This window comes from uncultured Amnibacterium sp. (assembly GCF_964250715.1).
Lineage (GTDB): Bacteria > Actinomycetota > Actinomycetes > Actinomycetales > Microbacteriaceae > Amnibacterium.
Genome location: NZ_CAXUGX010000008.1, coordinates 59,629 through 72,066, shown reverse-complemented (window position 1 = coordinate 72,066; position 12,438 = coordinate 59,629). Strand labels below are relative to the sequence as shown.

At 69.1% G+C, this 12,438-nt stretch carries 10 protein-coding genes; 8 read left to right on the top strand and 2 right to left on the bottom strand.

The window, feature by feature from the left end:
* Nucleotides 1-7: 7 nt before the first annotated feature.
* Nucleotides 8-805, bottom strand: a complete 798-nt coding sequence (locus ACFE7H_RS09355; RefSeq protein ID WP_375400964.1) for a WecB/TagA/CpsF family glycosyltransferase — start codon at nucleotides 803-805, stop codon at nucleotides 8-10.
* A 605-nt stretch (nucleotides 806-1,410) separates the two neighbouring features.
* Here ACFE7H_RS09355 and ACFE7H_RS09350 point away from each other — a divergent pair.
* From ACFE7H_RS09350 to ACFE7H_RS09330, 5 genes are all read left to right on the top strand, one after another.
* Nucleotides 1,411-2,379: a glycoside hydrolase family 6 protein gene (locus ACFE7H_RS09350; protein ID WP_375400963.1), complete on the top strand. Its 969-nt coding sequence runs from the start codon at nucleotides 1,411-1,413 to the stop codon at nucleotides 2,377-2,379.
* 108 nt (nucleotides 2,380-2,487) lie between these two features.
* Entirely contained in the window at nucleotides 2,488-4,500 is a 2,013-nt protein-coding gene (locus ACFE7H_RS09345) for a hypothetical protein (RefSeq protein ID WP_375400962.1), read from the top strand.
* A 28-nt stretch (nucleotides 4,501-4,528) separates the two neighbouring features.
* Nucleotides 4,529-5,140 (top strand): acyltransferase, encoded by a 612-nt coding sequence (locus ACFE7H_RS09340; RefSeq protein ID WP_375400961.1) that lies wholly within the window; start codon nucleotides 4,529-4,531, stop codon nucleotides 5,138-5,140.
* A gap of 68 nt (nucleotides 5,141-5,208) precedes the next feature.
* On the top strand, nucleotides 5,209-6,279 hold the full coding sequence (locus ACFE7H_RS09335) for a glycosyltransferase family 4 protein (protein ID WP_375400960.1): 1,071 nt from the start codon (nucleotides 5,209-5,211) through the stop codon (nucleotides 6,277-6,279).
* Nucleotides 6,276-7,115 (top strand): glycosyltransferase family 2 protein, encoded by an 840-nt coding sequence (locus ACFE7H_RS09330; protein WP_375400959.1) that lies wholly within the window; start codon nucleotides 6,276-6,278, stop codon nucleotides 7,113-7,115. Before ACFE7H_RS09335 ends, ACFE7H_RS09330 begins: the two co-directional genes overlap by 4 nt.
* On the opposite strand, the gene ACFE7H_RS09325 is transcribed toward ACFE7H_RS09330, so the two are convergent.
* Complete coding sequence (locus tag ACFE7H_RS09325) at nucleotides 7,095-8,270, bottom strand: glycosyltransferase (RefSeq protein WP_375400958.1); 1,176 nt, start codon at nucleotides 8,268-8,270, stop codon at nucleotides 7,095-7,097. The two genes, ACFE7H_RS09330 and ACFE7H_RS09325, sit on opposite strands and share 21 nt — an antisense overlap.
* A gap of 248 nt (nucleotides 8,271-8,518) precedes the next feature.
* On the opposite strand from ACFE7H_RS09325, the gene ACFE7H_RS09320 reads away from it, so the two are divergent.
* Genes ACFE7H_RS09320 through ACFE7H_RS09310 form a run of 3 tightly spaced genes read left to right on the top strand, consistent with a single transcriptional unit; the run spans nucleotide 8,519 to nucleotide 12,400 of the window.
* Nucleotides 8,519-9,934: a polysaccharide biosynthesis tyrosine autokinase gene (locus ACFE7H_RS09320; RefSeq protein WP_375400957.1), complete on the top strand. Its 1,416-nt coding sequence runs from the start codon at nucleotides 8,519-8,521 to the stop codon at nucleotides 9,932-9,934.
* 13 nt (nucleotides 9,935-9,947) lie between these two features.
* Nucleotides 9,948-11,318, top strand: a complete 1,371-nt coding sequence (locus ACFE7H_RS09315) for an O-antigen ligase family protein (RefSeq protein ID WP_375400956.1) — start codon at nucleotides 9,948-9,950, stop codon at nucleotides 11,316-11,318.
* Nucleotides 11,315-12,400 (top strand): hypothetical protein, encoded by a 1,086-nt coding sequence (locus tag ACFE7H_RS09310; RefSeq protein ID WP_375400955.1) that lies wholly within the window; start codon nucleotides 11,315-11,317, stop codon nucleotides 12,398-12,400. Before ACFE7H_RS09315 ends, ACFE7H_RS09310 begins: the two co-directional genes overlap by 4 nt.
* Nucleotides 12,401-12,438: the final 38 nt, after the last annotated feature.

The following is a 12,438-nucleotide window of genomic DNA, read 5'->3' as shown; positions in this document are numbered from 1 at the left end:
CCGCCGGTCAGCTCTCGCGCCGTCCAAGCCGGACTGCGGCGTAGAGGAAGCGCGCGCTTCCGAAGAGGTAGCGCCTCCACAGACGCGCGGGTTCCACCGCCAGGCGGAAGGCCCATTCCAGGCCCAAGGTGCGAAGCCACCGCGGTGCCTCGCGAAGCGTGCCGGCCGCGTAGTCGAACGCAGCGCCGACGGCCACCGCGACCACGGGGAGCGAATGTGCGAGACGCTCCGCTTCGACATCCTGCTTCGGCGTACCGAGGCCGACCCAGACGACCTGAGCACCGGATGCCGCGATGGCCCGGTCACGCTCGACCAGCTCGAGCTCCGACTGGCTGCGGAAAGGCGGCGATGCCGCACCGACGATATCGATCCCCGGGAATCGATCACGCAGTGCCTTCTGCAGCTGCTCGAGCACCTCCGGAGCGCCGCCCAAGAGGTAGTGCCGCAGACCGCGGTCGACGCCGGCTGCACACACGTCGAGGAACAGCTGCGGACCGCGGACCTGATCGAGAGCAGGACTGTCGCCGCGCAGCTTCGAAATCCACGAGATCGGTCGACCGTCCGGCAGGTTCCAGCCGTCCCCGACGAAGGTGGTCGCCAGTGATTCGGGCGACTCGACCGCAACGGCCACGGTGTACGCGTTCGCGAGATGCACGTGTTGGCCATGACCGCAGTCCGCTGCCGCATCCACGAGGTCTCGAGCGGCCCCGTCAGGGTCTGAGGCGACGAAGGGAACACCACCGATCCACTGGCGTCGACTGGACCAGCGAGACCGGAGATCCGAGGAGACCATCACCTGCTGCATCGTGGTGGTTCGGAACGGACCGGTACCCGGTTCGGTCAGCTGGGCGCCTGCGTCGGTTCGGGCAGCGGGTTCGGGCCGCGTCTCGACGACGGACGGATCCGCCCGGGACGTGCGCGAGGCTGGGAGGTCCGGGATCACAGCAATCGGCTCGGTGTAGTGGGGAATAGTGACTGGCTTCCTGGATGGGACGATCGATCCAGCGAGGACGAAACGCCGCGCGAGTATATGACGCTTCACGCTCAGTATCTCATGAACAGACCGAGTCCCTTCCGAAAGGCGTGTTCTGATGCACCCCGTTCTGGGGCACCGCAAATGTGGCGCCCCAGAACGCATCGCCCGGACACTGGTCGCGGGGAGTGCGCACGACCTGGTCACCGGGGGGCTGACAGGCGGCGCACCGCGATGCGCATCTCCGATGCCGCATCGCTGTCGAGTGGGGGAACAGCGACATGTCGACGGGGAAAGCGGCGGGGGACGCTGCGCGCACGAGGGCGACAGCCGGACGGAATCTGGTCCTTCCACCGCTGCAGCCGTCACGAGGAACGGCTCGCGGAAGGGATCGCCGAGCACCGTCACGTGCGCCGGGTCTCCGCGCCCTGGTCGTGATGCTCCTCACAGCGTCGATCACCGGCTCGATCCTCGGGCCCGTCCCGGCCGCTGGCGCGAGCACGACGTCCGAGGCGCAGCCCTTCGGGCGGTTCGGTGCACCGCTCGACGTGGACCACTACAACTCGGCCGCCATGCAGTTGGCCGCCAATCGCGCTTCGATGCGCCCCGCGGTCGCGAGTGCACTCGAGGTCATCGCGAGGTACCCGTCAGCGAACTGGTACGGATCGAACACTCCGGAGTTCGTCCAGACACTTGTGCACAACCGGGTGGAGGACGCCGCGAAGGACGGTGCGATCGCGCAACTCGTCGTCTTCAACCTGCCGCACCGAGGTTGCGAGGGTGCCGCCGAGCCCGGCCCGACGACCGCCGCCGGATACAAAGTCTGGTTCCGGGGCTTCCTGCGCGGTCTCGGGACCCGGCGCGCGATCGTGATCGTCGAGCCGGACGCTCTCGCACTCGCCTCCTGCCTCTCCGCCCGCCTTCGGACGGAGAGGTACGGGTTGATCAGGTGGGCCGTGAACCGCCTGGAGCGACAGGGCTCATGGGCCTACATCGACATCGGGCACTCGAAGTGGCTCACCCTCGACCAGGCCGCCGCACGCCTGCAGAAGTCCGGAATCGCGGACGCCGCCGGCTTCAGCCTGAACGAGTCGAACTTCCGGCCGGACGGTGAATTGCTGAAGTACGGCCGGGCCATCTCCCGTCGAGTCGGCGGCAGACACTTCGTCATCGACTCCAGTCGCAACGGCGTCGCGCCGAAGGCCGCGGACACCGCGTTCTGCAATCCGCCGCACAAGGGCTTGGGTCATGCCCCGACCGGCCGCACGGGTATCGCCGGTCTCGACGCGTTCCTCTGGATCAAGAACCCCGGGGGCTCGGACGGTACGTGCAACGGTGGACCTGACGCGGGTCACTGGTACGAGCGGTACGCGCTGATGCTCGTTCGGAACGCACACCTGACTTGAGCGGCCTGCGGCCCTCTCCTCGTTTCTCCGGCATGCTCATCTCCGACAGTGGGCATTCGCGAGAGCCGGTCCAGCCCTGAAGGCCGCACAGAGTAAGGATCCATCCGCATGCCGGTCACCGCCACTCGACGCTTCGTGCTCGGTACCGTCATCGCCGGAGCCGCGGTCGCGAAGGGGGGCACGCTCCTCCAGCCGCAGACCGCCGACCCCTACGCCTCGGGTCCGGTCCAGAAGGGCCGCGGCGTGGTCGAGACCGTGCTCGAGGTGACCGACGAGGCCTTCGGCGTCAAGGGTGACGGCATTCTGCTCGGCGACCTGACCGTGCAGGCGGGTTCGACGACGATCACCTCTGGCACGGCCCCGTTCACCTCGACCGAGCGGGACAAGGGCAAGCTCGTGTTCTGGAGGGGCGCCGACGATACGGTCGGCACCGGCACGATCGCCGCGGTGCAATCACCGACCCAAGCAGTCCTTCAGCAGCCGGCGTCCGTGTCGGCGCGGTCCGACGGGGGCCCGAACACGAACGGCGCGGTCGGCACGGATAACACCGCGGGCTTGAACGCCGCTTTCGCAGCTGCTCAGGCGGCTTCCGCGAAGGCCGGCGCGACGCGGCGGCAGCAGGTGACCACGGTCGAGGTGCACATCTCACGCGGGGTGTTCCTGACCAGAGCCCTGGACCCGTTCGAGCAGCCCGGCGTGACCGTGACCGGCGAGGGCAGATTCAGTTCCGTGATCGCATCCGCGGACGACGCGCCCTGGATGCAGTTGGGGACCTTCAGCGCCTCACCACCCGATGCGTTCCAGGGCACGGCCACCGACTGGACCTTCCGGGACCTGCAATTCATCAACCCGGTGTTCCGAAGCGGCTCGAGCGAAGGCAAACGCACGGGCCGCGCGATCCAGGACAACGGCAGTGGAGGAACCCGGATCCTCGACTGCATGTTCACAGGCCTCGAGTACGGGTTCTGCGGTGCATACGGTTCCGACTTCTCGCAGGTCCGGGACTGCGTGTTCTACCTGTGCGACACGGGGTATTACTTCGGGCCAGGAAGCCAACAACTGGACATCGCGAAGACCGATGCCTCGCAGTGCCGCGAGGGAGCGGTGTTCGAGGGAGCGCCGCAGTGGCACATCGGCAACGCCTCCTCCTTCGAGGATCCGACGGTCGCGGCGATCACCATCGAGGCGCCGTTGTCGGGGAAGACCCGGCTCGGGCTGGCCGCGGACGTCGGTGGCGCCTTTTACTCCGGCAAGTTCCTGATCGACGGCGCGACGTGGTTCGAGACGAACTCGGGGGGCGGCGGTCGCGTCAGCCCTCGGCTGATCTGGGTGCGAGGGGACGGCCCCTTCAACGTCCCGGTCGAAGGGGTGGTGGTCCGCGACGCGTATGTGATCGCCGGCGGTACCCAGGTGCCGAAGGGTCATAACTGCTTCCTGGAGTACGACTCCGCACTGGTGTCCGACGAGCCCGTCGTGATCGAGGACCTCGTCGTGAACGGCACCTATCTCAATTCCGTCTTCCGAATGACGGGGAGTGCTGCAACGGCGAAGCCCCGCATCTCGGGCGTCGCGAGACCCGCCGAGGTCGCCCTGACTCAGGGGCACGTCGAGGGCGCGAAGATCGTGGAGCGGGACGGATCGACGATCTGGCCCGCCCGCCTCTCCGCGACGGCCGACGGGGTACCGACCCTGCAACTGCAACAAATACGAGGCCAGGGCACTGCGCCGCTGCTCGCGACCCGGGCCCCCGATTCTGACGACGTGCTCTCGGGTATCGCCGGCGGCGGGGCGCTGATCGGGGCGTTCGACGCCCGGTCGTCCAGTGGTGACGCGGTGGTGATCGACGCGGCACGCTGCAACTACTTCTCCTGCACGCTCACCGGCGGCAGGCCGAGTACAACGATCACGAACGCCCCGAAAGCCGCGACGCAGCATCTCGTCGTCGAGTTCGTCGCCTCCGGCGGGGATCGCCAGGTCCGGTGGCCCACCGACTGTCGATTCGCCCGCGGGTCTGCGCCGACCACGATCGCGAGCGGTACGAGGACCTCGGTCACCCTCGCCTGGCACCCCGCGCAACAGGTCTGGGTCGAGACCGCCCGGGCGGTCAGGGTGGGCGCATGAGGGCGGTACGGGGCGGAGGGGCAGCATCGTGATCCGCACACGGCACGTCGTCGTCAACCGGCTCGTGGAGTCGCCGCTCGCCCACGCGGGACTGCGGCGCGCCGGCGTGCGCCGCGGGCCCGGTCTCGTCCTGCTCGGCATCCCCCTCGTCTCTCGTGTCCCCGATTCCGAGATCGTGCTCGGGCGAGGTGTCACACTCGTGTCGTCGAGTCGTTGGACGGCGCTCGGTGTCGCCCGTCCCGTGATCCTGCGGACCCTCCTGCCCGGGAGCGAGATCCACATCGGGGCGGAGAGCGGATTGAGCGGAGCGACGATCTGCAGCGCCAGATCGATCCGGATCGGGGAGCGGGTGCTGCTCGGCGCGGACGTCATGATCAGCGACACGGACTTCCATCCCCTCGACCGGATCCCGCGCCACCGGGCAGCGATCCCCGCAGGCCGCCCCGAAGACGCCATCGTGATCGAGGACGACGTGTTCATCGGCGCGCGCTCGATCGTGATGAAGGGCGTGACCATCGGTGCGGGCAGCGTCGTCGGCGCCGCCAGCGTCGTGACGCGGTCGGTACCCGCCGGCACGATCGTCGCCGGCAATCCCGCACGTCGCATTCGCGAACTCGCCGACACCGCAGAGCTCCCGTGAAGCGAACTGGAGCGCAGAGGGGTCGAGAGCAGCGGCCCGAAGTCCTTCGCGTCGCACTGGTCCACAAGATGCCGACGCCATATCGGGTTCCCGTCTTCGACCTGATCGCCGATGAACCGGGCATCGACCTGACCGTCCTGTACTCCAGCGAGCGCGAGCCGAACCGGCACTGGACCACCCCCCAGGGGAGAGTCCGGACGATCTTCTTGAAGCAGCGGATCATCGTCCTGGGCGAGAACAAGTACATCCACGTCAATTGGGGTGTGTGGCGGGAACTCCGTCGGATCCGCCCGCACGTCGTGGTGACGAACGGCTTCAACATCACCGACCTGCTCGTGCTGCTGTACGCCTGGCGGTCCGGTGCGCGAGCCGTGTGCCAGATCGACGGCACGCTCGAGTCGGAGCGCACGCTCACCGGCGTCCACCGGTTGGTGCGGCGAATCGGGAATCACCTGACCCACGCCTACGCCGGCCCGAGCGAGTCGACCATGCGACTGTTCAGCACCTTCGGCGCCCGCCCGTCCGACGTCTTCTGGTCGCCGCTCGCGATCGACAACGCTGCCTTCCGGCAGCCCGCCCTCACGGAGCGCCGGTTCGACCTGCTCTTCTCGGGCCGACTGACCGAGGTGAAGAATCCGGTGTTCGCCGTCCGGGCCGCAGGGGACGCATCACGACGGCTGGGGAGGCCGGTCAGGCTGCTCGTTGCCGGACGCGGCGAGCTCGAGGACGAGATGCGCGCCGCAGCGTCGGCCTTCACCGATCTCCAGGTCGAGTTCCGCGGCTTCGTGCAGCAGGGCGAATTACCGGAGCTCTACGGATCCGCCAAGCTGTTCCTGTTCCCGACGAACTGGGATCCGTGGGGCGTCGTCGCCAACGAGGCGGCGGCGGCAGGAACGCCCACGATCGTCTCGCCGCACGCCGGCGCGGCGGGTGAACTCATCCGGAACGACCGAGAGGGTCTGGTCGTACCGCTCGATCTCGACCTCTGGGTGGAGGCCATCGTGGGCCTGCTCCGCGACACGGACCACTGGCATCGGCTCTCCACGGGTTCGGCAGAACACGTGCGCGACTACTCCTGGCGCGCTGCGGCGGCGGGCTTCGTCGATGCGATCGATCACGCCGCACAACCGCGCGCGTGATTACCGCTCTTCTGGCCTGCCACAATCGGCGCTCACTGACCGAGCAGGCGCTGCGCGATCTACGCGCCGGAGCAGAGCATGCCGGCCGAGACGTGCGCGTCGTGCTCTTCGACGACGGATCCACGGACGGCACGGCGGAAGCGGCGCGAGCCGTCATGCCCGAGGGCTCCATCGACGTGCTCGAGGGAGACGGCGACGCCTTCTGGGCACGCGGCATGGCGACGGCGGAGGCACATGCGCTGAGGTCGCTCGGTGACGGCGACCTGCTCCTCTGGCTGAACGATGACGTGCGCCTCGATAGCGATGCGCTGAGCGTCCTGCTCGCGGCACTCGACGGGCGCCGCGACCATCTGGTGGTGGGTGCCACCATCGACCCCGCTACCCGCCGCGTGAACTATGGCGGGTACGTGCGCTCGGGACCTCATCCACTCCGGTTCCGGCATCAACAGCCGGACGGGGCCGTGCGACCGATCGACACCCTGAACGGCAATTGCGTGCTCGTTCCGGTCCCCGCAGCACGGCGGATCGGCGGGATCGAGGGCACCTTCTCACATGGGCTCGCCGATATCGACTACGGCCTGCGGGCACGTCGAGCGGGTGTTCAGCCGGTGCTCGCGCCACGCAGCATCGGGACCTGCCCTTCGCATCCCACGTCCCCACGTCGGCCGGCACTCGTCGAATGGGCCGAGTTCCGATCAGTCAAAGGCGGCGGCCATCCGACCTCGATGCGACGTATCCTGCGTCGAGTCGCTCCCCGGACGTGGCCGCTCTTCTTCGCCTGGAGCTATGCGGCATGGTGGCTGCGCACCGCGCGCTCACACCTGGCCGGCAGCTGACCGGCCCGCCTCGCGGTACCAGTCATCGAGCAGACCGGGAAGGCGGGCCGAGCTCCAGCGCGACGAGGGGGCGGGCTGCGGACGTTGAAGCCCCAGAAGAATGCCGTCGACCAGCGCATCGACCTCTCGACCCGCACCGCGGTCGGGAGCGATCACGCCACCGTTCGCGCTCAACTCGACCGTCGCCTCCGATCCGCTTCCCGGCATCACCACCGAGGCGAGACCGACGGCGGCCGCCTCGCCGACGACCCAGGGCGAGCCCTCGCGGGACGACGGATGCACGAGCAGCCTGCTCGTCGACATGATCGCCAAGGTCCGGGCGCGGGGCACCGAGCCGAGGAACCGGATCCTCTCCCCCAGACCGTGTTCGTCGACGAGGTGACGCAGTTCGGGAAGGAGCGGGCCCCCGCCGAGGACGTCGAGTCGTAGGTCGCGCAGCCGCGGGTCGCGGAGCGCCTGCACTGCCAGCCACGGCCGCTTCCTGGCCACGAGATGACCTGCCATGACGAGCGCCACCGGATCGACCCGCCCCGCGCGTTCATCCAAGCGCTCGACGACGATGTTCGGCTCGATCACGCCCGATCGTCCGTGCCGCTCGACGAACGCCTGAGTGTGACCGTTGTTCGAGACGATGAGGTCGGCCGCGGCCAGATTATGGGCCGCGATCCGTTGCACGGCGGCCACAGCGGCGCGACTGCGACGAGAGGGGCGTGAGCGTGCGCCGAGCGCCGACACGGGGACCGAAAGCGGACCCCAGACGACGCGTCGGGCCGCATGCGGAACCAGTGCAGGCGGCAGGACCGCCGATGCGAACGTGACCTGGTGCGCCGCGGCGAGCGACTCCTGAGCGGCGAGAGCGCGCACCATCGCCCGGGCCGCAGGCAACCAGGCGAGGTAGCTCTGGCGGGTGCGGCGATCGCCGGATGCCCGAAGCACCGGACGGGGTACCGGCACCGGATGCAGCACGACTCGACCCATCCGCCCGGAGCGCTCCAGCTCGTCTGCGACGGGAGCCCGATCACGCGCGTCGAACACCAGATGCACCTGTCCGTCCGAACGCTTCAGCGAAGCTTCGAGGAAGGCCCAGCCCACTCCGGCCTCGCTGCCGGCACCCGGCCGAATCGTGTACGAGACCAGCAGCGAGGGATCCGTCATCCGCACCACTCCAGGTCCTCTGACGTCTCGGTCCGCGCCCGATCGGACGTCGCAACCCCCGCACCGGGGCCGTCGCAGAGGCGAAAATCCGCCGTCCGGTTCCCGCTTCTTCGACCAGCCGACTATATTCGCCGCTGGACGGTCGTTCCACGCACGGCGCCACCACCGCCTGTTCCGGCGGCCGGCGGACGGCGGGAACCCGGGGGCGGTTCGGATTCCACGCCCTCGCACGAACGGAGAGAGCCTTCTTGGAACTTCGCGAATTCCTGCGCACGCTGCGACGGAGTTGGCGCGTGGTCGTCGCCGCGACTGCTCTCGCCATCCTGCTCGGATCCCTGTACACCTCGGCGCAGCGGCCGGTCTACACCGCGGCCGCCAGCGCGTACGCCTCGGTGGCGTCCGGTTCGACGGTGAGTGACCTCACCCAGGGTGGAACGTACGTGGAAGACACGGTGAAGAGCTACGCGGGCGTCGCGACGAGCGCGTACGTCCTGGACGGCGTGATCCGCGAGTTGCACCTGAAGACCACCTCGACCCGCCTGGCCGAACAGGTGTCGGCGCAAGCGCCGCTGGACACGGTGCTTCTCAACATCACTGCGACAGCGTCGACGCCGGCAGGTGCAGCTGCTATCGCGAACTCGGTCACCTCCAACCTGGCGACCGCGGTCCAGCGGCTCACGCCGCAGAAGCGCGGCACCGTCCCCGCGGTGCTGCTGACGAGGATCCAGCCGGCCACCGCCCCGACCGGCCCTTCGAGTCCCAACCTGGTTCTCGATCTGGGTATCGCGGCCCTGCTCGGTCTGCTCATCGGTATCGGGCTGGCCGTCCTCCGCCAGCGGCTCGACACCCGGGTGCGTGACGCTGCGGATGCTCGGGCTGTGGTCGCCGTGCCTGTTCTCGGGGAGATTCTGCACGATGCGACGGCGCGCTCCCGCCCCCTCCTGATCGGGGCTGCCGATGATAGTCCGCGCAAGGAGGCGTTCCGCACGCTGCGCACGAATCTCGACTTCCTCGGGTACGACCGCCGCTCGAACTCGATCGTCCTCACCTCCTCGGTGGAGCAGGAGGGCAAGTCCGTGACCGCCGCCAATCTCGCCGTCGTACTCGCCGAGGCGGGACGAAAGGTCGTGCTCGTCGATGCGGACCTGCGTCGCCCACAGGTCGGCACCTACTTCGGGCTCGAGGACCGCGTCGGGTTGACGGACGTGCTCATCGGCGCGGTCACGCTCGACCAGGCACTGCAGCGCGTCGGAGTCGCGGGTCCGATCGTGCTGCCGGCCGGGCGCATCCCGCCGAACCCGAGCGAGTTGCTGCAGTCGGAGAGCATGCGAACACTGATCACGGAGTTGGAGGGCACGTTCGACGTCGTTCTCATCGACACCCCCCCGCTCGTACCCGTCTCGGACGCTGCGATCCTGACCCGCCGAACGAGCGGCGCGCTGCTGTTGGCAGCATCCGGGCTGACGAACAAGGCGGACCTGCGCAAAGCCGCAGCGAGCCTTCAGCAGGTCGACGGCCGAATCCTCGGGCTCGTCCTCACCAAGGTGCCCGCGACGCGGTCGACCTCCTACGGCTACCGCCGCACCGATGAGCCGTCGGTGGCGAAGCTGCCGGTGCAGCAGGGTCCGACGCGCGGCAAGACCACGACGCGCGTCCGCACCTGAACCCGGTGGTGGCGTGATTCTGCTCGCCGCGCTCCTCGCGGTCGCGGTCGTGATCTGGGCGCTCGTTCTTGCTCCCTCATGGGTACGTCGTACTCGAGATGCCGGGGGCCACTGGGCGCTCGCCGGCATCGTCTACCTGAGCGGGCCGGTCAATGCACTCATCCAGCTCACCTATCCGAACGGCCAGAACCCCTCGGGTCTCGGCCTGGTGCTGGCCCGCGGCAACACGACCGCGGCATGGACGCTCGCGGCCGTCGCTCTGCTCGCCGCGTTGCGCTCGCCTCGCCGTGGGCAGACGGGCGTCCTGACGGCTCTGCTCGCCTTCTACGCATCACTGCTGGTCTCGAGTGCGGTCGGATACGCGCCGGCGGGTGTGTCGGAGGAGTATCTGATCACTCCGCTGCTCGTCGTGCCGTTCGTCCTGTACGCCGGTGTCAATTGGACGTGGCTCGCCGGGGTGCTGCGACGAGCACTTCGGGCCCTCGTCGTGCTCAGCCTGGTCTCGGTACCGCTGCTGCCGTCCGTCGCCTTCGATGAGGAAACCGGCCGCGAGCTCTTCGGGATCGAACGGATCCAGGGCATCACGGGCCACCCGAACACCCTCGCGGTCCTCGCCTGCTTCGCCGTGATCCTCGAGTTGCGCGGTGGCCGGCTCCCGTGGCTGATACCGGAGCTCGCAGCGCTCCTCGTCGCTCAGTCGACGACCGGCTGGGTCGCACTCGCCCTCGGCCTGCTCGCTCTGGCCGGAGGACTCGGCCGCAGCGCCCGCGTGATCTCGATCATCGTCGCGGCGGGGAGCATCGTGTTCGCCGTCGCCGACCCGAGACTCCTCACCGACTTCTTCCCACCCGAGTTCTTCACGTTCACGGGCAGGACGACGATCTGGCAGGCCGCGCTGCACGGGTTCTTCCTCGATCCGCTGTTCGGGTACGGTCCGAACCTGCTCGATCCCCAGTACCGCGCCACCTACCTGGGCGTCTTCGACGCGGCGGGTCAGGCCCACAACCAGATCGTGCAGACCCTGGGGGAGACCGGCCTCGTCGGTTTGGCCTGCCTCGTCGCCCTGCTCGTGGCAGTGCTGCGCAAGGGCGTCCTGGCGAACGGACCCACCGGCGGGCTCTCCCTGGCGCTGGTACTCGCGTTCGCTGCTCGACTGCTCTCGGAGACGCCGCTGAAGCCGCAGGGAAGTACCGCGACGCTCCTGCTCGTCATCGCCGTGCTGGGGATCCCCGCCGCGGGTGCCGCGGTGGCAGGGCTGAGCGAGCCCGAGCCGATCAAGCTGCCGCCGATCCCCTCCCGAGAGAAGGAGTCGATCCTCGTCGCGCCGTCTTTCGGGGTGCCGGGGCCGATACCCGTCCTGAACCGGCCGCGGCGCCGCCGATGACGGTGCCTCGGCGCGTCTTCTACGTCCCGAACGAGATCGGTGATGCGCTGCAGTTCGGCTACCGCCGCGCGTTCGCCGACCTGCTCGCAGCGGGTCTGCTCGACGAGGTCGAGGTCTTCAGCCTCGAACGACGCATCCACGAGGGCGGTGAGCGCGCCGCCCACCGCGCAGACCTGCTGCAGGCGGTCCGCCGGTTCCAGCCCGACCTGCTCTTCATGCAGCATCTGGGCGCAACGGGCCTGACCGCCCGCGAGATCGGGCAGCTGCGAGCGGCGGCGCCCGCATTGCTCTATCAGGAGGCCGACCCCTACAGCCGCTGGCTGCATCCGCTGCCCGCGGCGTCGGGTCTGGCGGCACGGGCAGCCGACGTCGTCTTCACCGTGGGAGCCGGGACCTTCAGCGCCAATCTGCGTCGTGCGGGAGCACGCCGGGTCGAGTGGACGCCCAGCGTCTTCGATCCCGCCCGCATCGATCGATCTCCGGGCGGAGCGGACCGCCCCACCGACGTGGTGGTGGTCGCGAACCGGAATCGAGCCCGCGTTCGTCCGCTGCCGTCTGCGGCCGACCGGGTCCGCTTCGTGCGCCTTCTGCAGTCCCGCCACGGCGAGCGTCTGGCCCTCTACGGCAACGGCTGGGACGGTCCCGGCACGCGCGGTCCGGTCGCCTACTCGGACCAGACCGACGCGCTGCGATCCGCCTGGATCAGCGCGAACTGGGACCATTTCGCGACCGAGCCCTGCTACTTCTCGGATCGCCTTGCGATCTCCCTCGCGTCGGGATCCATCCACGCCACGACGCTGCACCCCGGTCAGGCGACGGTCTTCCCCGGAGACGAGACCGACTCATTCCTGATCACCGGTTCGACGCCGCAGGACCTCGCCGAACGCATTGAGCACCACTTGAGCCGCACCAGTGTCGACGAGCGCCTCGCTGCGGAGCAGGCCGCCAGCCGATTCGCCTGGTCGCACCTTCGGCAGGACGACCACCTGATCACCATGCTGAACGCGGCCGGCGTGCGGCTCGACCCGCCCTCGACCCGCGCCGTCTGGGATCTCGGCCGCGCGCCGCTCGCCGGTGGCTGAGGTGAGCGACTCGACGCGAGACCATGGTGCGGCCCGAG